This is a genomic window from Aeromonas sp. s3 (assembly GCF_040907805.1).
In the GTDB taxonomy this organism is placed as follows: domain Bacteria; phylum Pseudomonadota; class Gammaproteobacteria; order Enterobacterales; family Aeromonadaceae; genus Aeromonas; species Aeromonas dhakensis.
Genome location: NZ_JBFOCQ010000009.1, coordinates 16,263 through 37,052, shown reverse-complemented (window position 1 = coordinate 37,052; position 20,790 = coordinate 16,263). Strand labels below are relative to the sequence as shown.

General features: G+C 60.0%; 18 protein-coding genes. 6 read left to right on the top strand and 12 right to left on the bottom strand.

Annotated features, from left to right (window positions below; all coding sequences use genetic code 11):
* Positions 1-334: 334 nt before the first annotated feature.
* The 4 genes from AB5Y98_RS04875 to AB5Y98_RS04860 form a co-directional block, all read right to left on the bottom strand.
* Positions 335-793, bottom strand: a complete 459-nt coding sequence (locus AB5Y98_RS04875; RefSeq protein ID WP_368231444.1) for a GNAT family N-acetyltransferase — start codon at positions 791-793, stop codon at positions 335-337.
* Positions 794-928: 135 nt separating this feature from the next.
* Positions 929-1,378 carry a GNAT family N-acetyltransferase gene (locus AB5Y98_RS04870; protein ID WP_368231443.1) on the bottom strand — a complete coding sequence of 150 codons (450 nt, stop codon included), beginning with the start codon at positions 1,376-1,378 and terminating at the stop codon, positions 929-931.
* A 55-nt stretch (positions 1,379-1,433) separates the two neighbouring features.
* The gene (locus tag AB5Y98_RS04865) at positions 1,434-1,709 is read right to left on the bottom strand and encodes a hypothetical protein (RefSeq protein WP_017781171.1); all 276 of its coding nucleotides are present in this window, start codon (positions 1,707-1,709) and stop codon (positions 1,434-1,436) included.
* Positions 1,710-1,804: 95 nt separating this feature from the next.
* Entirely contained in the window at positions 1,805-2,269 is a 465-nt protein-coding gene (locus AB5Y98_RS04860; protein ID WP_368204823.1) for a MerR family transcriptional regulator, read from the bottom strand.
* A gap of 216 nt (positions 2,270-2,485) precedes the next feature.
* Between AB5Y98_RS04860 and AB5Y98_RS04855 the strand changes: the two genes are divergently transcribed.
* Positions 2,486-3,730, top strand: a complete 1,245-nt coding sequence (locus tag AB5Y98_RS04855; protein WP_368231442.1) for an NADH:flavin oxidoreductase/NADH oxidase family protein — start codon at positions 2,486-2,488, stop codon at positions 3,728-3,730.
* Between the two features lie 332 nt (positions 3,731-4,062).
* Positions 4,063-5,424 (top strand): SPFH domain-containing protein, encoded by a 1,362-nt coding sequence (locus AB5Y98_RS04850; protein WP_368231441.1) that lies wholly within the window; start codon positions 4,063-4,065, stop codon positions 5,422-5,424.
* A gap of 601 nt (positions 5,425-6,025) precedes the next feature.
* On the opposite strand, the gene AB5Y98_RS04845 is transcribed toward AB5Y98_RS04850, so the two are convergent.
* A complete protein-coding gene (locus AB5Y98_RS04845; protein ID WP_368231440.1) occupies positions 6,026-7,912 on the bottom strand; it encodes a PTS fructose transporter subunit EIIC in 1,887 nt (628 codons plus the stop codon).
* A gap of 735 nt (positions 7,913-8,647) precedes the next feature.
* Here AB5Y98_RS04845 and AB5Y98_RS04840 point away from each other — a divergent pair.
* Complete coding sequence (locus AB5Y98_RS04840) at positions 8,648-8,797, top strand: hypothetical protein (protein ID WP_005298930.1); 150 nt, start codon at positions 8,648-8,650, stop codon at positions 8,795-8,797.
* Positions 8,798-8,871: 74 nt separating this feature from the next.
* Here the strand turns inward: AB5Y98_RS04840 and AB5Y98_RS04835 are convergent, their stop codons facing one another.
* Positions 8,872-9,378, bottom strand: coding sequence for a hypothetical protein (locus AB5Y98_RS04835; RefSeq protein ID WP_017786496.1), 507 nt, complete (start codon positions 9,376-9,378; stop codon positions 8,872-8,874).
* 235 nt (positions 9,379-9,613) lie between these two features.
* Positions 9,614-10,813 (bottom strand): mannose-6-phosphate isomerase, class I, encoded by a 1,200-nt coding sequence (gene manA / locus AB5Y98_RS04830; RefSeq protein ID WP_368231439.1) that lies wholly within the window; start codon positions 10,811-10,813, stop codon positions 9,614-9,616.
* Positions 10,814-10,942: 129 nt separating this feature from the next.
* On the opposite strand from manA, the gene AB5Y98_RS04825 reads away from it, so the two are divergent.
* Both AB5Y98_RS04825 and icd read left to right on the top strand, forming a co-directional pair.
* A complete protein-coding gene (locus AB5Y98_RS04825; RefSeq protein ID WP_005298937.1) occupies positions 10,943-11,818 on the top strand; it encodes an AraC family transcriptional regulator in 876 nt (291 codons plus the stop codon).
* A gap of 202 nt (positions 11,819-12,020) precedes the next feature.
* Positions 12,021-13,274: an NADP-dependent isocitrate dehydrogenase gene (gene icd, locus AB5Y98_RS04820; protein WP_017786499.1), complete on the top strand. Its 1,254-nt coding sequence runs from the start codon at positions 12,021-12,023 to the stop codon at positions 13,272-13,274.
* Between the two features lie 76 nt (positions 13,275-13,350).
* Here the strand turns inward: icd and AB5Y98_RS04815 are convergent, their stop codons facing one another.
* The 4 genes from AB5Y98_RS04815 to dsdX all read right to left on the bottom strand — a co-directional run bounded on the left by AB5Y98_RS04815 (position 13,351) and on the right by dsdX (position 18,303).
* Positions 13,351-14,805: a SulP family inorganic anion transporter gene (locus tag AB5Y98_RS04815; protein ID WP_290035645.1), complete on the bottom strand. Its 1,455-nt coding sequence runs from the start codon at positions 14,803-14,805 to the stop codon at positions 13,351-13,353.
* A gap of 301 nt (positions 14,806-15,106) precedes the next feature.
* Complete coding sequence (locus AB5Y98_RS04810) at positions 15,107-15,283, bottom strand: hypothetical protein (RefSeq protein WP_005298942.1); 177 nt, start codon at positions 15,281-15,283, stop codon at positions 15,107-15,109.
* Between the two features lie 334 nt (positions 15,284-15,617).
* Positions 15,618-16,949, bottom strand: coding sequence for a D-serine ammonia-lyase (locus AB5Y98_RS04805; RefSeq protein ID WP_368231438.1), 1,332 nt, complete (start codon positions 16,947-16,949; stop codon positions 15,618-15,620).
* Between the two features lie 16 nt (positions 16,950-16,965).
* Positions 16,966-18,303, bottom strand: coding sequence for a D-serine transporter DsdX (gene dsdX / locus AB5Y98_RS04800; protein WP_362818934.1), 1,338 nt, complete (start codon positions 18,301-18,303; stop codon positions 16,966-16,968).
* Between the two features lie 213 nt (positions 18,304-18,516).
* Between dsdX and dsdC the strand changes: the two genes are divergently transcribed.
* Entirely contained in the window at positions 18,517-19,470 is a 954-nt protein-coding gene (dsdC, locus tag AB5Y98_RS04795; RefSeq protein ID WP_368231437.1) for a DNA-binding transcriptional regulator DsdC, read from the top strand.
* A gap of 21 nt (positions 19,471-19,491) precedes the next feature.
* Here the strand turns inward: dsdC and AB5Y98_RS04790 are convergent, their stop codons facing one another.
* The gene (locus tag AB5Y98_RS04790; protein ID WP_368231436.1) at positions 19,492-20,685 is read right to left on the bottom strand and encodes an ROK family protein; all 1,194 of its coding nucleotides are present in this window, start codon (positions 20,683-20,685) and stop codon (positions 19,492-19,494) included.
* Between the last annotated feature and the right edge of the window lie 105 nt (positions 20,686-20,790).

Here is a 20,790-nt window from a genome sequence, read left to right as displayed (position 1 = left end):
ATACTGGATTTTTGTGCGATATGGCCTTGAGTGTGATCTTGATCGCATAGCAGACCAGCTGACAAAGTGGGTCTTGATTGAATCACAAATTGCTTTTTTATAGTTAAAAATCAATCAATTGAAAGTGTATGTGCCGATGTGCAGCTGTCATGGAGCCAGCCCTCATCTTGGCTAAGGGATCTACATTGCTAGAAATTTGTGAGGTAATGAGAGGTTCTTGGATGTGAGCCAAAGCACATAAATGGCGGTAATCAGGGGAAGGGGAGGGGTGGCAAGGTGGAGAAACGTCGTGAGCCATCGGGTGGCTGCCATGTGGATGGTGGCTGAGAGTGGATTAAAAGTAGGTTGGCGGTTCGCCGACATAGCGTGGCCGCCTATGAGAGAAATACATGCAATCACCCCCCGGAATGCGCCTATACCCCAGCCTCTCGTAGAAGTGATGGTCGATATCTGCATGGAGGAAGGTGGCGACGGCATCGGGACTATCCAGCAGCATGCCTGTCACCCCACGCAGCAGATAGGCGCCAAATCCTTGCCCCCTCATCGCAGGTGTCGTTGCCAGTGAACCTATGCCAAAACAGCCCTGGCCAAGGCCAAATCGGTCCCGATAGACGATAAGGGAAGAGACAGGCTGATTGCCCACAATCAGGACATACCACACACCGGAGCGGTATTTTTGACTGGCGTGGCAGCTCGCCAGATATTCAGTCGGTGGCAGTCCTTCGCCCCAAGCATCAAAGCCCATCCAGAAGATGGCATTCAGTTCATCTGGGCTGGCTTTTCTTGTCTGCATCCTGCGTTAATCCCTTTATCGGTGTCATGGCGATCGATATGGCTTTCGTTGCTTTCGATGAGGTGTGGCGACGCTGAATTGATCCCCCCACCATTTATCCCCAGGGCGCTACAGGCTGCTGAGGGTGGGGATAGCCTAGCCCAGTTCAAGGTAGAGCCGCAGCATATCCTTGTGCTGGATGCCGTGCTCCATCAGGGGCTCCGGGTAGTGGGTAAGGAAGTGATCCTTGATGACGGCATCGACGCGAAAGCCGTGGCGCTGGTAATAAGTGAGCTGGTGGCCGAAGCTGCCGGTGCCGAGTTCGACGCGGCATACCCCTTTCCCGGCCAGGCTGGTCAACACGAAGCGCAGCAGGCCGGAGCCGATACCTTGCTGCTGGCGATTGGGGGCAACGGCGATATTGAAGATCTCGGCCGTTTGCTCCCCCACCAGACCAGCCACACAGGCGCCCACTACCTCGTTGCCTGCCAGGGCGGCAAAGCCCCAGGCGCCGGGCAGATAGGCGGCAATACGCTGCTCTGCGGGATCTGCCTCCAGCAGCAGCGTCAGCGGCAGTTGACCGGGGGTCATTTCGACAAAGGTCATCTTTATTTCTCTTTTATCTCGCTCTGACTGTCTGGGGTGTGCCGCCTTCTGGGCCTCAATACTCCAGAAACTTCTCGCCGCAGCGCTCGCAGATCAGGTGCTTTACATGGGTGGCCTGATAGGCGAGGGTCTGGCCGAATACCGCGTTGGTCAGGCTGCTGGAGCGAAAGGCTTGCCAGAAGGCTTTGCGCGGATCCTTGGGCATGATGTCCTGGCTGTGATCCCGTGGCACCAGCACCACGATATGGCGGGTGCGCTCCCGGCATTTGTCACAGCGATGGATTTCGCTTGGTGGCTCGCTTTGGGGTTGGGCGGTGCACTCTGTTGTCATGATGATGACCTGTTATGGATGGCGCGCCCATCATAGTCTTCTTCAGTTGGCTCTCAATCCCCCATGCTGGGGGCGTGTGCTGGTTGCGAGCGGGATCACTTTTTGGGGTGCGTAACGGGCTTGGTTGCGATGGTGTTTTTTACGATGCCCTCGGGGGAGGGAATACCCATGCTGGCCAATACCCGGGCGGCGTTCTCTTCACACGGCATCTCGTCGGGTTTGGACTCCACCAGCCGGATCAGGGCCTGCAATTGCTGCTTGCTGTGGGCAAGTCTTGCCTCCAGCGCTTCTATGTCGCTCACCTTGGCCTCGAGCGCCGCCAGTAGCGGGGCGTGTTGCCAAGAACTGATATCTGCGGGCACCAACTGCTTGATCTCGTCGAGGGAGAAGCCCGCCTGTTGCGCCTGGCCGATGATGGTCAGCAAGGGTACCGTCTCGGGCGGGTAGTCGCGATAGCCATTGGCACCCCGCCGTACCTTGCTGAGCAGGCCTCTGGCTTCGTAGAAGCGGATGGCCGAGGCCGCCATGCCGGTCTGTTTGGCCAGTTCACCGATCTTCATCTTGCCTCCTGGGCTGCGGGTTGGCGGGTCTGCCCGCCAAACGGCGGGATCATGGGGAATTCTAGGGTTAAAGCCCGCTTGAATGTCAACGGCACTGAGCAGGGACTGTGCGGGTGGATAGCATTTCTCCCATCGCGACGGCATCCCGATAAAGGGGCTTGACCTTCAAGTCAGCTTCAAACTTATGGTGGGGTCCTCATTACCGAGGAGATCGCCATGAATCCATTTACTCCCCTGACCCTGCCCAATGGCAGCCAGCTTATCAACCGCCTCGCCAAGGCGGCCATGGAAGAGAACATGGCCGACCGTGACCATGCCCCCTCAGAGGCGCTGATCCAGCTTTATCGTACTTGGGCAGAGGGTGGCGCCGGCCTGCTCATCACCGGCAATGTGATGGTGGACGGTCACGCCATGACGGGGCCGGGGGGCGTGGTACTCGATTCCCACGATCTCTCCCTAGAGCTGGCCGAGCGTTTCAGTGCCTGGGCCGAGGCGGCCAAGAGCGGGGGCGCCCAGATCTGGATGCAGATCAACCACCCCGGTCGCCAGATGCCGGCGGCGCTGGGGCAGCCCACCCTGGCCCCTTCCGCCGTGCCCATGGCGCTCGGCAGTTTCTCGAGGCAGTTCGCCCCGCCCAGAGCCATGAGCGAGGCCGACATTGCCGAGGTGAAGGCGCGCTTCATCAACACGGCGCTGCTGGCACAGCGTGTCGGTTTTGACGGGGTGCAGATCCACGCCGCGCACGGCTATCTGCTGAGCCAGTTCCTCTCGCCGCTCACCAACCAGCGCAGTGATCGTTGGGGCGGCGGCCTTGAGAATCGAGCCCGCTTGCTGCTGGAGATAGTAGAAGGGATCCGTCAGCAGGCGGGGGAGCGCTTTTCACTATCGGTCAAGCTCAACTCCGCCGACTTTCAGCGTGGCGGCTTCAGCACCGAGGATGCAAAGGCGGTGGTGGAGATGCTCAACCCGCTTGGGGTAGATCTGGTGGAGCTCTCCGGCGGCAGTTACGAGGCGCCCGCCATGCACGGCCAGGCCCGCGATGGTCGGACTCTGGCGCGGGAGGCCTATTTTCTGGAGTTCGCTCGGGAGATCGTCTCCGTTGCCCATATGCCCGTGATGGTGACCGGGGGAATTCGCCGCTATCCGGTGGTGGAGCAGGTGCTTGGCAGCGGGGTGGCGGTCGCCGGCATGGCCACTGCGCTGGCCATCGCCCCGGATCTGCCCGCCAGATGGCACCATGAGCAGGCGGCAAGTGCCGAGCTCAGGCCCATCCCCTGGCGCAACAAGGTGCTGGCCTCGGTAGGTTATATGGCGATGGTGAAATACCAGCTGCGGCGGCTGGGGCGCGGCCAGCCGAGCCGCCCCAAGATCGCGCCCGCCCTGGCGCTGGCTTGGCAGCAGTGGCAGACCCTGCTTGGCAACGCCCGCTATCGACGCTGGATCAAGGCGCAGGAAAAGTGAAGAGGTAGCGGCTCGTGAATCTGCCAGCCTTGCCAACTCAAGCCAACCCCCTCTTCTGCAAGCTGGGGGGGATGATATGACGGGTGAGGGCGAGCTCGGGCTGCTGCAGACGGGCTTTGGGAGATTCTTAATTTGATGGGGAGTTGATACAAATGCAACGGAACGACTCCATTATGGGGATTCTGTGCGCCCCAATGCGCAATATACGGTATTGAATTCAAACGGTATATAGAGGAACATTGCCAACGGCTCTCCATATGTAGCTGTTATCTTCACGTTATGATTTTGGGGAGCTTGTCAATTATTATAATCATCTGGTAATCGAGGTTTGTATGTTAGATTTTGTTGGTGTCGAGGGACTGGTGTTTATTGTACCACTGGTTGTTCTATTGGTGTGTCTTGTATTAATACCGCTTTGCTTCCGTATCGTAGTAGATACGAATAAAGTGCATATTGTGCAAAGCAAGAAAAAAACAACCTCTTATGGTGCCGGAATGGAGAATGGCAACGTTTATTATAATTGGCCTTCTTGGATTCCAGTCATTGGTGTAACCCGAATCGTGTTACCAGTTAACAACTTTTCATTGCAATTGGATGCTTACAAAGCTTACGACAAAGAGCGAGTACCCTTTGAACTAGATGTTACTGCTTTTTTCCGGGTCAAAGACACCAATTTGGCGGCAGAACGTGTTGCAAATTTCGAATCTTTGCACGAACAACTGAAATCAGTTGTACAGGGGTCCGTTAGAACCATCTTGGCATCTCATGACATCAATCAGATCATGACAGACCGCGCAACATTCGGGCGCCAATTTACTGAAGAGGTAAAAATGGAGTTGGAAAGCTGGGGGGTCGAGCCAGTCAAGTCAATGGAGTTGATGGATATTCGTGATTCTGAAGATAGTCGTGTGATCGCCAATATTATGGCAAAAAAATCCTCCTATATTGAAATGGAGAGTCGGGTTGAAGTAGCCCAAAATATGAAAAAGGCTCAGGCTGCCGAGATTGAAGCAGAAAGAGAAGTTGAGATGCAACGCCAGAGTGCTGAACAGGCGGTAGGTCAACGAACGGCGGAAAAAGATAAAGAAGTCGGTATCGCCAGAGAATTGGCACAACAGAGTATAAAATTGCAGCAAACCGAGACTGAAAAACGCGATATTGACATTCGCCAGGTCAAAGAAGTTGGTGATGCTAATATAAAAAAACAGGCTGCCATTATTGAAGCAGAACAACAGAAAGAAACCATGATAATATGTGCAAATGGTCAACTAGAAGCGACTAAAAGAGATGCCGAAGGGGTGACTGTGGATGGTGAAGCTCAGGCAACTGCCCTAAAAGCAATGCAAATGGCTCCGGTTGCAGCACAAATAGAACTGGCCAAAGAGATTGGTTCAAATCTGAATTATCAGCAATATTTGGTAGCACTCGAGGTCGTTAAAGCATATCAACGTGTTGGAGAAGAGCAAGCCAAGGCTCTTTCCGAGGCTGAAATGAAGGTGATGGTTAATGGTGGTGATGTACCCACGGGGGTAAAGAATGCGATGGAGATATTTTCTCCACAAGGTGGGCAGGCCTTTGGTGGTATGCTGGAAACACTCAGCCAAACCCCGACAGGTAAATCATTGCTTGAGAGTTTGGCAACGAAATTCCTGTCACCAACGCATTCAATAGATGAACAAAAAGTGTCATCCTGAAAATGTGGTTATGATGAACTTACTGTGTAATCTTGTATTAGAGTAATCTGAATAGGGGCTGGGTTAATTCAGCCCCTATAAAATTAAGCGAAATAGGTAATGGTTTATTTCCTGTTGTTATATTATTGTTTCCCTAAGATATCAATCTATGAATTAGGTCCATGTGGTTGATTGATCAAGAATACAACTTCGCCTTTATAGTACTGTGATTTGGCTAGAAATTCCTGCCAAGACTCATCCCAATCACCACCTTGCACCAAATCTATCCTTAATTACATCACGGTGGGCAGATAGGCGGTATAACCAAGGACGGTACTCTTTCCCTGATAGGTTTGGATCACCATCTCATCAATTGGAAGACTCTTGTCCTCTGTCTGAGCCAAGTAGGGAAGGCCTGTCACGCTGATCTTGCAATTCACAGGTAGTACTTGTCGCAACTGCCGCAAAGAGGCCGCATATCGATGGAGTTGGTGGGGGGCGCATCCAAGTCTATGACTTGAAGCCAGCAACCTAAGAGTCACTGACTTCAACTGCGGGTGAATTCAGGCATGTGTCTCTGAACTGGTTTCCCCCTTTGTTGTAAACCTGAGTGAACTTTGCATCAGGCCACCTGACGCCCCGGCCGGGTGCGGGCCAGCAGCCCCTCCGGGTTGTGGATGGCCTCCCGGGTCTTCACATCGATGACCTCGATATGGGCGAAGCGCTCCTTGTTCTTGATGGCCACGTCGTGGGCCAGGATGACGCAGCGGGCGTTGGCCACGTCCTTGGCGCTGATGCGGTTGATGATGCCGTTGGCGCCCTGGGTTTCCACTTTCAACTTGATGCCGGCCTTGGCGGCTGCCTTTTGCAGGCTCTTGGCGGCCAGGAAGGTGTGGGCCACGCCGGAGGGGCAGGCGGTGATGGCCAGCACCTCGGCTTCCCCTTCCGCCTCGATGATCTGGTACTCCTCCAGGCGCTCGTTGCTCTCTTCGGTGTCACTGACCGGCTTTTTCAGCAGGTTGACGATAAGGGCCGTGGTGAGGGCGCCGAGCAGGGTGCCCAGGATATAGCCCATCTTGCCCTCCACCACCGGCAGCACGATCCAGCCGCCCCAGGGGGCGTGGTTGATGCTGTGCATCAGAAAGCCGGTGATGTTGCCGACGATGCCGCCTGCGACGATGGCCGGGATGACCCGCACCGGGTCGGCGGCGGCAAACGGAATGGCCCCCTCGCTGATGCCGATCATACCCATGATGGCGGCCGCCTTGCCCGCTTCACGCTCCTCTTTCTTGTAGCGCTTGGGGGAGAGCAGGGTGGCCAGCGCCATGCCGAGCGGCGGCACGCAGATAGCGATGCCGACCCCGCCCATCAGCCAGGGCTGGGTGTTGACCTGGGTCTGGGCGAACAGGGTGGCCACCTTGTTGATGGGGCCGCCCATGTCAAAGGCGGTCATGCCACCCAGGATGGCCCCCAGCATCACCTTGCCGGAGCCCGCCATGCTGGAGAGCCAGTGGTTCATCCCTTCCATCATGGCGGCGATGGGCGCACCTATCACCCACATCACGATGCCGCACACCAGGAAGGTACCGATGAGCGGATAGATGAAGATGGAGCCGAGCGAACTCATGGAATCCGGCAGCTTGATGCGTTTGAGCTGGTTGACGATGAGACCGGCGATAAAGCCCACCAGGATGGCGCCGAGAAAACCGGTATGAAACTGCTGCACTGCAATCCAGGAGCCGATCATGCCGGGGGCCAGGCCCGGTTTGTCCGCCATGGAGTAGGCGATGTAGCCGCCCAGCACGGCGGTAAACAGGGTGAGCCCGGCAATCCCCATGTCGGCCATGTCCTTGAGCACGCCCGCCTCGGGCACGGCGCCCTTGCCGCTGATCATCACCGACAGCGACAGCAAGACGCCCCCCGCGACGATGAAGGGGATCATGTGGGAGGTGCCGAACAGCAAATGCTGTTTGAGGGTGTTGAGCTGGGCCTTGATGCCGCGCTCCTGCGGCTCCGCCGGCTGGGCGGGTTGCGCCCGGGGGGCGGCAGGGGCTGCGGACGGCCCTGATGCGGCCAGCAAGGCGAGCACCTCGGCGCGGCTGGTGGCCGCCTGCATGCTGGCGATGAAACCGGGTTCCAGCAGCTTGGTGGAGAGCTCGGCCAGCACCTCGATATGGTGGTTGGCGCCGCCCGCTGGGGAGGCAATCATGAAGAACAGCTTGGAGGGCTCGCCATCTTCGGCGCCGTAGTCGATGCCCTGGCGGCTGATGCCGACCACGATGGCGGGCTCTCGCACCGCCTCGCTCTTGGCGTGGGGCAGGGCGACCCCCTGCTCGAAGCCGGTGTTGTCGAGCGCCTCTCGCGCCCAGAGGTCGCGCACAAACTGATCCTGACTGGCTATCTTGCCGCTGGCCTTGAGCCTCTCGGCCAGCTCGACAAACAGCGCCTGCTTGTCGCAGGCCGCAAGATCGAGGCAGATCAATCCTTCATCTATCAGGGTGGTGAGCATGGTTCTCTCCTGGCTGGTGCCGTCCGAATGGAACTGGTCCTGTTGAAAACGGTGGTGCAACGGGTTGACCTGCTTATTGTTTCTCCCAAGTGCCTCGGCCGAAATCGGACATATGTGCCCTTTACTGGATTTTTGTGTTGATGGCGCTCACCTGTGAGCCTGCTCGCATTTTGTCCGGTTGAAGATGGTCGCTGTGGATTAACAAAAACATCTTTAAAAACAGGCGATTATTCTTGGTGTGGGGGCAATTCATCACCAGTCGGCGGTTGGAGGGCCTGCTCTTTGTGGGCTGAAGGATGGAGATTTGTGTGCTCCCGTGGTCAGCAAAACTGTGAGCCGCTCGGCAAAAGCGGCTGCCTGGCTCTGGGCGGCGCTTGTGGTGGCGGGGCTGCAAGGGACGAAAACACGGGGCGTGAAAAATTAGTGCATAATCGGCGCCTTGAAAAGGGCGTGTGAACTCGCTACGTGATCACTTTAAGGTACTGATATTTAATGGTTTACATCTCATGTGTAGGAGCGGGAAGTGGGTCTGTTGAGCGCCTTTAGACGGTTTTACGAGAGACGTTTAATCATTTTTTAGATTGCTTTGTGCATATCCAATCGTTTATTTAGTTGGACAGTTTTGGCAAACCGGAAGTCAAACTTGATGAACCGACAGGCCAACGCCCTTGATGCGGAGTGTGCCGTCAACCCGTTTTACTTGTCATGTTCACCCAGATGTAAGGAGACATCCTGATGGAAAATTTGGCCCAAAATATCGACACCATGCGCGAAGAGTTCAAGCAACAGGAGCGCAAACAGGCCCACGACAAATGGCAGGCCAGGGTCGAAGAGCTGCAGCAGATCCGTGCTGAAGAGCCTCAGTCGGAGGCGGTAGAGGAGTGACCTCGCCATGGGCCCGGCGCTGATGCGTGTGGCCCGGCTGAATGCAAAACCCCCGCCTGTATGGCGGGGGTTTTTTATTGCAACTCGATGGCGTTGTGGTTCTGCCACTGGCGCAGGCGCTGTTTGAGGGAGCCATCGCCGGGGGGGATGAAGTCATCCATCAGGTAGCAGCGGTTGTCGCCGCTCTTTTGAAAGTGGAGGCTGACGGTCTGCGGCTCTTTCTGGGTATCGGAGAGGGCGAACAGATAGTGCATCCTGACCGTTACCCCTTGCTCTTGCTCCTTGGCCAGGGTGAAGCTGACGGGCTCGCTCACCTCGCCATCCTGGGCGTTGATCCAGGGGTCGGCATCGATGGCGCACACCTCGCCATCGGCGTTGCACTCGGCCTCGCTGCTCAGCACGGCGAAAAAGTCGGGGGTGAGCAGCGCCTTGAGCGGCGCCGGATCGGCGTAATAGAAATCCTTGTGCTCGCTCCAGAACGCCTTGGCCAGCCTGAGTGCCACCCCCTTGTCGCAGGCGGCGTGCACCGGGCCGCCCAGCAGCGCCAGCAGTAAAACGGATAGTCCGCAGTAGCCTTTCATGATGTTCTTCCTGAACTGGGGCCGGCTGACAGTGCTGCTCCGGCGGGTATCAAGGCATGTGATAGCCAGACGGGCATGATAGCCAACCCGGCAGAGGGCGACAGCAGGATCTGATGATTTTATGCCGCACATCAAGAAATTAGTCGGCAAAGGCGGAAGTGGACAGTGGCGGTCACTGCCAACAACAAGGGCCATCCTGGATGGCCCTTGTTGTCATGGCTCGATTTGAACCGGCTTAGCAGCGGTTGCCGGCGCGGGCGACCCGGCCCTCGGCCAGCAGCTGGTAGCGGCCGGTGGCGGCCGGGATGAAGGCGGACTGACCCTTCTCGAGACGCAGGGTGTCGTCACCGCGCTTGAGGATCACGGCCTCGTCGATGGCAAACAGGATCTCGGCGCTAGTGGTAGTGAGCTGATGCTCGCCCGCCGGGTAGACGCTGAAGGTGAAGTCCGGCACCGGCACCTCGAAGTGCTGCACCGCCCCGTCCAGGCGGGGGGCAAGCAGGATCTGGTCGTCCGGCTTGGCCTGGCAGCGGGTGCAGGCCAACAGCTCGGCCACGTCTATGTACTTGGGGGTGAGTCCGGCGCGCAGCACGTTGTCGGAGTTGGCCATGATCTCGAGGCCGGTGCCGCGCACATAGGCGTGCGGGGTGCAGGCGTCCAGATACATCGCCTGACCGGGCTGCAGGATCACTACGTTGAGCAAGAGCGGCGAGAAGAGCCCCACGTCCCCCGGGTACTGGGCGGCCAGGCTGGTGATCAGCGCAAAGGTCTCTTCATCCTGATGCTTGGCGGCAAAGGCCAGCAAGCCCGCCAGTGCCTCCTCCTTGCGCGCCCCTTCCAGCACCAGCAGCTGGTGGAAGAAGTGCTGCAGACCCGCTTCATTCTGGCTGGCGGCGAGGGCGGCAACCAGCTCGGCAAGGGCGGACAGCTTGACCCGCTCGAACAGTGCCAGGATGGCCGGGATGGCGCGAAAACCGTTCATCGCCTGATAGGGGGTGAGGGCAAACACCAGCTCGGGCTTGTGGTTGGGATCCTTGTAGTTGCGATTGGCGGCTTTGGGCGAAATGCCGGCGGCCTCCTCCTTGGCAAAGCCCGCTTCGGCCTGCGCCTTGCTCGGGTGCACCTGAATGGAGAGGGCCTTCTCGGCGCACAGCACCTTGAACAGGAACGGCAGGCTGCCAAAACGGGTCTGGGTGGCCTCGCCCAGTACGGCGGCGGGGGCGCGCTCTATCAGGGTCGAGAGCTTTTGCACCTGCCCGGCCAGCACTACCTCGGAGCAGCCGTTGGGGTGGGCACCCATCCACAGCTCGGCCTGGGGTTTGCCCGCCGGATTGGGGATGCCGAACAGGGTGGTGAGGGCGTCATGGCTGCCCCAGTCGTAGCCTTGAATCGGATTTTGCATTGACAAAAAAGAGGGCAGATCGCGACTGCTCATAAGGGATGCCTCATTTGGTGTGCAGAAAATCGGGTGCAGAAAAGGGTGGCATTGCTGCCGTGGACCGGACTATAACATGGGCGGTCGCGGGCACCGCAACCGCTTGCCTCTCTCTTGATCAGGATCAGCATGTCTCTTGTCTTCAGCCAGTTGCTCGATGGCGCCCTCCACGAGCAGGCCCCTTTCGACCAGATCTGGTTTGCCCAGGATCAGGGGGTGCCGCCCGGTTTCAGCTATCAGGTCAACTTTCCCCGCCTCGAGCTGGTGTTCAGCGGCGAGTATCGCAACCAGATCTGGGACAGGGAGCAGGGCTGCCAGGAGATCTGCATCGCCCCGGGGCAGGCGCTCTACATCCCCCCCAACGGCTGGAACAAGCCGCTCTGGACCACCGACTGCTCGGTGCTGAGCCTGCTGTTCGGCAAGCGTCAGCTCGGTTTCAGTCTGGTGAGCAAGCGGCGGGAAGACCCCGATTTCTTTGACGTGCAAAAGCACAGCATCATGGCCCGGGCCGGCCATGTGAACGAACACATACTGGCGGCACTGAACGTGCTGACCGAGGATCCCGCGCGCTCCCCCACCGACAATCACCTGCTGCAGGCGCTGCTCACCAGCGTGCGCCAGCTGCTGGCCGAGTCCACCTTCGAGCGGCCGCGGGGGGCCGAGCTGTTTCACGGGATCTGCATCTATATCCAGGAGAACTTTCACCGCCCCATCAGCCGGGATTCGATCGCCCATCGCTTCAACGTCTCGGCCAGCCATTTGTCGCACCTGTTTCGCGAGCAGGGGCACATGCGCCTGGCCGATTACATCAGCTGGGTGCGCATCGATCGGGCCAAGTTCATGCTCAAGAAATACCGCTTTCGCCTCGAAGAGGTGGCCAGCCGCTGTGGTTACAGCGATGTGAACTATTTTTGCCGGGTGTTCAAGCAGAAGACCGGGCTGACCCCCTCCCAGTACCGGGCGCTCAGCCAGCCGCAGGGGCAGGCCGAGGGGCTGGCGGGATAAACAGGGATGCCGCCGGAGCCTGTCCGAGTCAGGCGCCGGCGGGGCTGCTCCGGATCCGGCGCAGGCTGAATGGACGCATTGTGATCCAGTGCGCGACTATGGTCTGACATGCGTGCTCGCCATTTGATTCTGCCAATGGATGGGCTTAAGATGGCCGCGCGCAACTTACAGATTGATAACAAACGGAAGTTAGGAGATGCCGATGGAAAGCAAAGTAGTTATCCCGACCCAGGGCCAGAAAATCACAGTCGATGCCAACGGCAAGCTGCAGGTTCCCAACCATCCGATCATTCCGTTTATCGAAGGGGATGGCATCGGTGTGGACGTGACCCCGGCCATGTTGAATGTGGTGAATGCCGCGGTCGAGAAAGCCTACAAAGGCGAGCGCAAGATCGCCTGGATGGAGATCTACACCGGCGAGAAGTCGACTCATGTCTATGGCGAAGGTGCCTGGCTGCCGGCCGAAACCCTGGATTTCATTCGTGAATACTGCGTGGCCATCAAGGGCCCGCTGACCACCCCGGTCGGCGGCGGTATTCGCTCCCTCAACGTGGCCCTGCGCCAGGAGCTGGATCTCTACATCTGCCTGCGTCCGGTCCGTTACTACGAGGGCACCCCGAGCCCGGTCAAGCGTCCTGATCTGACCGACATGGTGATCTTCCGCGAGAACGCCGAAGACATCTACGCCGGCATCGAGTGGAAGGCCGACAGCGACGAAGCCAAGAAGGTGATCGCCTTCCTGCAAAACGAGATGGGCGTGAAGAAGATCCGCTTCCCCGAGACCTGCGGCATCGGCATCAAGCCCATGTCCAAGGCCGGTACCGAGCGTCTGGTGCGTGCCGCCATCGAGTATGCCATCGACAACGATCGCGACTCCGTGACCCTGGTGCACAAGGGCAACATCATGAAGTTCACCGAAGGTGCCTTCAAGGATTGGGGCTACGCCCTGGCCCAGAAAGAGTACGACGCCCAGCTCATCGACGGCGGCCCCTGGTGCTCCTTCAAGAACCCGAAAACCGGCAAGACCATCGTCGTCAAGGACGTCATCGCCGACGCCTTCCTGCAACAGATCCTGTTGCGTCCGGCCGAGTATGACGTCATCGCCTGCATGAACTTGAACGGCGACTACATCTCCGACGCGCTGGCGGCTCAGGTGGGCGGCATCGGCATCGCGCCGGGTGCCAACATCGGCGACGGCGTCGCCCTGTTCGAAGCAACTCACGGCACCGCGCCGAAATACGCAGGTCAGGACAAGGTCAACCCAGGCTCCCTCATCCTCTCCGCCGAGATGATGCTGCGCCACATGGGCTGGGTTGAGGCGGCCGACCTCATCATCAAGGGGATGGAAGCGGCGATCCGCAACAAGACCGTCACCTATGACTTCGAGCGTCTGATGGAAGGCGCCACCCTGCGCTCCTGCTCCCAGTTCGCCCAGGACATGGTCGACCAGATGTAAGTCTGTAGAGATGCAAAAGGCCAGCCCCAGGGGGCTGGCCTTTTTTATGGGCGCCTGGCGCCAAAGCGGCGCTCGGTCAGGTCGCCGGGGCGAAGCGGCCGAGCAGGGCGGCGCTGGCGTCGCTCACGCCTGTCAGCTGCACTTCGGTGCCGGCAGCCTCGAAGCGGCGGCGCACCGTGGTCAGGGCCTCGGCGGCGCTGAGATCCCAGAAGTGGGCGTCGCTTAAATCGATCACCACCCGCTCGAGGGATTCGCCGGTGTCAAAGCCGGCGCAGAACTGCTCTGTGCTGGCGAAGAAGACCTGGCCGTGCACCCGGTAGGTGCGGGTGGCGCCGTGGCGCTCGCTGTCGCTGTGCACCAGCAGGGTACGCGCCACCTTGTGGGCGAAGAAGAGGCAGGCCAGCAGCACCCCGGTCAGCACCCCGAGGGCCAGGTTGTGGGTCACCACCACCACGGCCACCGTGCTCAGCATCACCAGGTTGGTGGCCAGTGGCGTCTTGTGCATGCGCAGCACCGAGCCCCAGGAGAAGGTGCCGATGGATACCATGATCATCACCGCCACTAGGGCCGCCATGGGGATCTGGCGGATCCACTCGTCCAGGAACACCACCATGACGATGAGCAGGGCCCCCGCCACCAGGGTGGAGAGGCGGCCGCGGCCACCAGATTTCACGTTGATGACCGACTGGCCGATCATGGCGCAGCCCGCCATGCCGCCCATCAGGCCAGCGGCGATGTTGGCCAGCCCCTGGCCCTTGCACTCGCGGTGGCGATCGCTGCGGGTGCCGGTCATCTCGTCGACGATGGCGGCGGTCATCAGGGATTCGAGCAGTCCCACCACGGCCAAGGCGGCGGAGTAGGGGAAGATGATGGCCAGGGTCTCGAGATTGAGGGGTACGTCGGGCCACATGAAGACCGGCAGGGTGTCCGGCAGGGCGCCCATGTCGCCGACCGTGCGCACCTCGAGGCCGAGGCCGACGCTCACCGCGGTGAGCAGCACGATGCACAGTAGCGGCGAGGGGAGCAGGCTGCCGATGCGCGGCAGGCGCGGGAACAGGTAGATGATGCCAAGCCCGGCTGTGGTCATGGCGTAGACCTGCCAGCTGACGTTGGTCAGCTCCGGCAACTGGGCCATGAAGATGAGGATGGCCAGGGCGTTGACAAAGCCGGTCACCACCGAGCGCGAGACGAAGCGCATCAGGGCGCCGAGGCGCAGGTAGCCGGCCAGGATCTGCAGCAGGCCGGTGAGCAGGGTGGCGGCCATCAAGTATTGCAGGCCGTGCTCGCGCACCAGGGTCACCATCAGCAGGGCCATGGCGCCGGTGGCGGCGGAGATCATGGCCGGGCGGCCGCCGGTGAAGGCGATGATGACGGCGATGCAGAAGGAGGCGTAGAGCCCCACCTTGGGATCGACGCCGGCGATGATGGAGAAGGCGATGGCCTCCGGGATCAGGGCCAGGGCCACGACCGTGCCCGACAGCAGATCCCCCCTGACGTTGCCAAACCACTCTTGTCTGATGCGCTCACGCATGGATTGTTCTCGCTCGTTGCTGGCGCTCTGGGCGCGCGTTGTCGTTATGGGCGCGGTGGCCGCGCGGCGCGCGACTCTAACAAAGGGGAGGGGCAGGGGCAAGGCGCGAACGGGCCGATGTGACGCCAAATTGCACATGGCTGGCGGCCCTGCCCGGTAACCTGTTGAATCGATGCGGGCAACGATATGAAGCAGGCAGATCTGCGCTGTCATGGTGAGAGAGCAAAGGAGGCGAGGGGAAGAAGGGGCTGGATAAAAGAGAGCCTTGCAGTTTGGGGCTGCAAGGCAAGGATTCGGATGATTAGGTGGTTCGTTCCAGATGGTGCTGGTAGATCTGCTGCCATTTGTCCTGCTCGGCCTCGTCCCCCTGGGTCTGCCAGAACTCGCAGATGGAGCTGGCGAGTTCGGATGCCATGGCGTGGTCCCCATCGCGGCGACTCATCAGATATTGTCCCAGCCAGCTTTGATATTGTTTCATTGCCCGATCTCCTTATCTCGTGTGTCTTGCTGACCGCCGCCAGGCTTTGTGCCGGACGGGGCCATCAGGCCACGGTTTTTCTGCATGCCCTTGATGGTTGTGATCAACGGATTGGGTCGCGATCTCGCCCGAACAGGGCGCCAACGTGGGTGCAGATGTCAAAAAACGGTCACTATCGTATCACAAAATAACCAGCTTGGGGGGATTGTCAGCAATTCAGGGTGTCCAGCTGTCTGGCCGTCTGATGTGTGGGATGGTGAGCAGAGGCGCCATCTTGCTGATCCCACACGAGAAAAACCCGCCAGTCTGGCGGGTTTTATGGCTGAAAAAAAGATCAGAGGCGGGCGCTGGCCAGGTACTTTTCCATCTCCTCGGCGGGCACCATGCCGCCGCCGGTGGCCCACACCAGGTGGGTGGCGCTGGCCATCTTGGCGACATCCAGCCCCTGACCGGCCTGCCACTCAAGGTCAGTCGCGACGCGCCATGGGCCTGCCATGCCGGCCAGGGCAGAAGGCTCGAGCCTGATCTGCTCTTCGCGGGCCAAGAGTCCCAGCAGGTCGTACATCTCCTGATCGCTCAGGGTGTAGAAGCCTGCCAGCAGCCGCTCCATGGCGCGGCCGACGAAACCGGAGGCGCGCCCCACCGCGAGGCCATCGGCGGCGGTGAGGTTGTCGATGCCCAGATCCTGCACCGCAATGGCATCGTGCATGCCGGTGTGCACCCCGAGCAGCATGCAGGGGGAGTGGGTAGGTTCGGCGAACAGGCAGTGAACGTTGTCCCCAAATGCGAGCTTGAGGCCAAAGGCCACCCCGCCTGGGCCGCCGCCGACACCGCAAGGCAGGTAGACAAACAGCGGATGGTCGGCGTCCACCACAATCCCCATGTCATCGAACTGCTTTTTCACCCGTTCACCGGCCACCGCGTAGCCGAGAAACAGGGTGCGGGAGTTCTCGTCATCGATGAAGAAACAGGCGGGGTCGCGTTCGGCCTCCTTGCGTCCCTGCTCCACCGCCACCCCGTAATCCTCGGCGTATTCCACCACGATGGCGCCATGTTCGCGCAACTTGCGCTTCTTCCACTCCCGCGCATCGGCGGACATATGGACGGTGACGCGAAAGCCGAGGCGGGCGCTCATGATGCCGATGGACATGCCAAGGTTGCCAGTGGAGCCGACCGCGATGCTGTACTGGCTGAAGAAGTGGCGGAACTCGTCCGTGAACAGCTTGCGATAGTCGTCCTCTTCGCAGAGCAGACCGGCCTTGATGGCCAGCTGCTCGGCGTGGGCCAACACCTCGTAGATGCCGCCACGCGCCTTGATGGAGCCGGAGATGGGCAGGTGGCTGTCTTTTTTCAGCAGCAATCGACCGGTGACCTCAACGCCGTAACGCTGGTTGAGAGTGGCCTGCATCGCGGGAATGGCGGCGATCTTGGACTCCAGAATGCCCTTGCTGGCGCGGGTCTCGGGGAAGGCTTCGCACAGGTAGGGGGCGAAGCGGGCCAGGCGGGCGGAGGCATCCGCCACATCGCGGCCATCGAGCCCCACATAGGGAAGACCTTCCACCAGGGTGGTGGCCTTGGGGTTGAACCAGCTGACCGGTTCCAGCGCGATCAGGGAGTGCAGCAGCGGAAACTGCTGGGTGAGTTGTGATACGTCGATGTTTTTCATGGTGTTCTCGGCCTCGTTACACGATACAGGAGAGCAGGAAAGTGCCGGCCAGCGCCATCAGGGAGGCGACGAAGGTGGCGGTAGTGTAGTACTTGAGCGTTTCGTTCAGGGTGGCGCCGCAATACTGCTTGACCAGCCAGAACAGGGAGTCGGTGACCATGGTGCAGCCAATGGCGCCAGAGCCGATGGCGAGCGTCATGATCTCCGGGCTGATGTTCGGGTAGTGCACCATGATGGGGGAGACGATGGCGGTCGCCCCCATCATGGCGACGGTCGCTGAGCCCACGGCGGCGTGCAGCACGATGGCCACCAGCCAGGCCAGCAGGATGGGATGCATGTCGAGCTGGGAGAGAATGGTGGCCAGGCCGTCCCCCAGGCCGCTGGCCTTGAGTACCCCGTTGAAGGCGCCGCCGGCACCGATGATCAGCAGTATGTTGGCGATGGAGGAGAAGCACTGCTCGGTCTGGTCCAGCAGCCCTTCCATCTGCATACGCCGGCGGATCCCCAGCACGTAGTAGGCGGTGAAGGCGGCGATGAACATGGCGGTGATGGGGTTGCCGATAAACTCCAGCAGAATATAGAGGTGGCTGGCGTGATCCATGTTGAGTTCGGCCACCGTCTTGACCAGCATCAGCAGGATGGGCAGCAACACGGTGAAGAGAGAGGCGCCCAAGGTCGGCAGCTCGGCCTCGTTACGGGCCTGGATGTCGGCAAAGGCGGCAGGCACCTCCTTGAACGGTACCCGCTTGCCCAGCAGCTTCAGAAACAGCGGGCCACCTACCAGCGAGGCAAACAGCCCGACCGCGAGGCCATAGACGATGACGGATCCCACATCGGCACCCAGCTGGTTGGTGACATAGAGGGCGGCGGGGTGGGGCGGTACTATGCAGTGCACGGCCATCAGGGCGGTACAGAGCGGAATGGCCAGGGTAAGCAGCGAGGTGTTGGTCTTGCGGGCGATGGAGAAGGCCAGCGGAATGAGCAGTACCACCCCCACCTCCACAAACAGGGTGATACCGCATACCAGCCCGACCAGCACCATGGTCACCTGGGGCGACAGCCAGCGGCACTGCTGCAGGGCGAGGCCGATGCGCTCGGCGGCGCCCGACACCTCCATCATCTTGCCGAGTATGGTGCCAAGGCCGATGACGGCGGCCAGAAAGCCCAGGGTGCCGCCTATGCCTTCCTCCATGGCGTTGACCATCTTGAGCGGGTTCATCCCCATCAGGGTACCCACATAGAAGCTCGCCAGCAGCAGGGCGAGAAAGGGGTGGACCTTGCCCTTCACTATGGTGACGACGATCAGCAGTATGCTGGTCAGCAGGGTTCCGACGATCCACATTTCTGAATTCATGGCGTGCCTCTGTCATGGGAATGATGTTGGCGCTATTGAATGAAAATGCAGGTTCCCTGACAAATGATGAAATCGGCAGTTTGGGTGAACTGGATTGATGCAAAGGTGCCACATTCATCACATTTATGGTGTGAAGGTGGTTTTGCATGGTGTGAGCTGATGCAGCGGGCCACTTTTTCGGTATCATCGGTGCCGGTTTCGCAAGGGGGGCATATGTACGGCGAAGAGAACTATGTGGCAAGAAGCAGTGTCGCGGGAAACAAGCTGCTCAACGGCTATCAGCTGGCCAGACTGCACACCTTCGAGGCGGCAGCCAGACACGGCTCCTTTGCGCTGGCGGCTGACGAGCTGGCGCTCAGCCCGAGTGCGGTGAGCCACCGGATAAGCGCCCTGGAGGAGGATCTTGGCTTCAAGCTGTTCCAGCGCTTTCACCGCAAGGTGGCGCTGACGGCAGACGGGCAGCGGGTGTTCTGGGCGCTCAAGTCATCGCTGGAGTTCATCAACCAGGAGATCCTTGAGATCCGCCATCAGGAGCTGTCGGGCACCCTGACCGTCTTCTCACGCCCCTCCATCGCCCAGTGCTGGCTGGTGCCACGACTGGCGGATTTCGCCCGCCAGCATCCCCAGATCGAGCTCAACATCATGACCGGCAACGAGAACATCAACCTGCATGGCTACGGCATCGATCTCGCCCTCTGCTTCGATGACAAGACGCCTGCGCGGCTCGCCATTCACCCGCTGATGGACGAGTACATGGTGCCGGTGTGCAGCCCCGAGTATGCCGAGCAGCACGGGCTGCTCGGCAACCCGGCCAACCTGGCACACTGCCGTCTGCTGCACGATCGGCAAGCCTGGAGCCAGGATTCCAACGATGACGAGTGGTCCGGTTGGGCCGAGCAGTCCGGCGTGTCGCTTTCGGCATGCAGGGCCAGCATGGGGTTTGATCGCTCCGATCTCGCCATCATCGCCGCCATGAACCACGCCGGGGTGGCCATGGGACGCCAGAACCTGGTGAGCCAGCGGCTGGCACGGCGCGAGCTGGTGGCCCCCTTCCCGGACATGGCGGTGCGCTGCGCCCAGCGCTACTACATCGCCACCCTGCCCAATTGCCAGAACCCCAAGGCGCAAGCCTTCATTGACTGGGCCTGCCAGCAGGCGGGGGTCTGAGTCAGCCCTTGCGCAAACAGGCTAGCGAGGCTGTGCCAGGGCACGTTCCACATAGAGATAGCCAATCCCCATCACCTGCTGGGCGCGGCTGAGCTGGCCAAAACGGATGTGGGTGGCGTTGACGGCATCGCTGCAGTCGAACGGGTTGGCTCCGGTCTGGTGAATGATGGTCTGCAGCCACTCCTCGCCAAAACCGCAGCTGCGGCCATAGAGCCAGATGCGGTTGATATTGAGGATGTTGAGAAAGTTGTAGAGGCTCAGGCCAATGGCGCGGGCTCCTTCGTCCACCATGGCGCGGATCATGAGATCCCCCTGTTGGTAGCGAGCCAGCAGTTGGGCGGTGCCGACGCGCCCCTCCGCCAGCGCTGCGGGATCTGCCCCCTGCTGCTTGAAAAAGACCCGGGCCCGCTTCTTGATGGCCGAGAGGGATGCCACCGTCTCCAGACAGCCGTAACGGCCACAGGCACAGGCGCTGCCATCCGGGTTGATGATGGTATGGCCAATCTGGCCACTGCCAAACAGGGCACCTCGATAGATCTGGCCGTTGATGATGAAGGCCGAGCCGATGCCGTAGTCGACGTTGATGACGCAAAAATCGCCGACGTTTTCCGCTCCCTGCCACTTCTGGGCCAGCGCCAGCATGATGCAGTCGTTGTCCACCATCACCTCGCAGCCGAGGCGCTCCTCCAGCAGATACTTGAGCTCGACCGACGCGTGCCAGGGGGCCTGTGGCATGGTCTGTGACACCCCGCTGGCCGGGTTGACCTGACCGTGTACCGCGATGGCCAACCGGATCGCCAGCCCCTTGTGGCGGCGCTTGTGCTGGTAGTAGCAGGACTCAATCAGGCGCAGCAGCTCGTCCGGGGTTTGTGGCGCAATTTTCTGGCCGGCGTAGTCGTCGAGGGGGGTGATCAGGTTGTCCACCAGAATGCTCTCCAGACTGGTGGGGCTGATATTGAGGCAGAGGATCGCCCCCTGACCGCTGGCGATGCGGTAGCTGCCGCCATTGATGCCGCGCTGGGAGAGGTTTTGTTCACTGTGGCTGATGGCCCCTTCGGCCACCAGCTCGTCGAGGATCCTGCTGACCGCAGGAATGGAGAGCTCGCAATGGCGCGCCAAGGTGGACTTGCTCGCCTCCTTGAGCTGGTAGAGCAGGGCCAGCAGCACCTGCTTGTTGTGGTGGCGTACCTTCTGGTTGTTCAACCCTGTGCTCATTACTTCACTAAACTCCGCTTACTGTATTGCGTGATCTTTAGGCAATTAATGGTGGTTTAACCATTCTAATCTGGTTTCACTGAAATTTTTACTAACAAGTATTAA

Coding starts and splice junctions, on each gene's coding strand:
- AB5Y98_RS04875 (WP_368231444.1), bottom strand. CDS start 793: ATGCAGACAAGAAAAGCCAGCCCAGATGAACTGAATGCCATCTTCTGG.
- AB5Y98_RS04870 (WP_368231443.1), bottom strand. CDS start 1,378: ATGACCTTTGTCGAAATGACCCCCGGTCAACTGCCGCTGACGCTGCTG.
- AB5Y98_RS04865 (WP_017781171.1), bottom strand. CDS start 1,709: ATGACAACAGAGTGCACCGCCCAACCCCAAAGCGAGCCACCAAGCGAA.
- AB5Y98_RS04860 (WP_368204823.1), bottom strand. CDS start 2,269: ATGAAGATCGGTGAACTGGCCAAACAGACCGGCATGGCGGCCTCGGCC.
- AB5Y98_RS04855 (WP_368231442.1), top strand. CDS start 2,486: ATGAATCCATTTACTCCCCTGACCCTGCCCAATGGCAGCCAGCTTATC.
- AB5Y98_RS04850 (WP_368231441.1), top strand. CDS start 4,063: ATGTTAGATTTTGTTGGTGTCGAGGGACTGGTGTTTATTGTACCACTG.
- AB5Y98_RS04845 (WP_368231440.1), bottom strand. CDS start 7,912: ATGCTCACCACCCTGATAGATGAAGGATTGATCTGCCTCGATCTTGCG.
- AB5Y98_RS04840 (WP_005298930.1), top strand. CDS start 8,648: ATGGAAAATTTGGCCCAAAATATCGACACCATGCGCGAAGAGTTCAAG.
- AB5Y98_RS04835 (WP_017786496.1), bottom strand. CDS start 9,378: ATGAAAGGCTACTGCGGACTATCCGTTTTACTGCTGGCGCTGCTGGGC.
- manA (WP_368231439.1), bottom strand. CDS start 10,813: ATGAGCAGTCGCGATCTGCCCTCTTTTTTGTCAATGCAAAATCCGATT.
- AB5Y98_RS04825 (WP_005298937.1), top strand. CDS start 10,943: ATGTCTCTTGTCTTCAGCCAGTTGCTCGATGGCGCCCTCCACGAGCAG.
- icd (WP_017786499.1), top strand. CDS start 12,021: ATGGAAAGCAAAGTAGTTATCCCGACCCAGGGCCAGAAAATCACAGTC.
- AB5Y98_RS04815 (WP_290035645.1), bottom strand. CDS start 14,805: ATGCGTGAGCGCATCAGACAAGAGTGGTTTGGCAACGTCAGGGGGGAT.
- AB5Y98_RS04810 (WP_005298942.1), bottom strand. CDS start 15,283: ATGAAACAATATCAAAGCTGGCTGGGACAATATCTGATGAGTCGCCGC.
- AB5Y98_RS04805 (WP_368231438.1), bottom strand. CDS start 16,949: ATGAAAAACATCGACGTATCACAACTCACCCAGCAGTTTCCGCTGCTG.
- dsdX (WP_362818934.1), bottom strand. CDS start 18,303: ATGAATTCAGAAATGTGGATCGTCGGAACCCTGCTGACCAGCATACTG.
- dsdC (WP_368231437.1), top strand. CDS start 18,517: ATGTACGGCGAAGAGAACTATGTGGCAAGAAGCAGTGTCGCGGGAAAC.
- AB5Y98_RS04790 (WP_368231436.1), bottom strand. CDS start 20,685: ATGAGCACAGGGTTGAACAACCAGAAGGTACGCCACCACAACAAGCAG.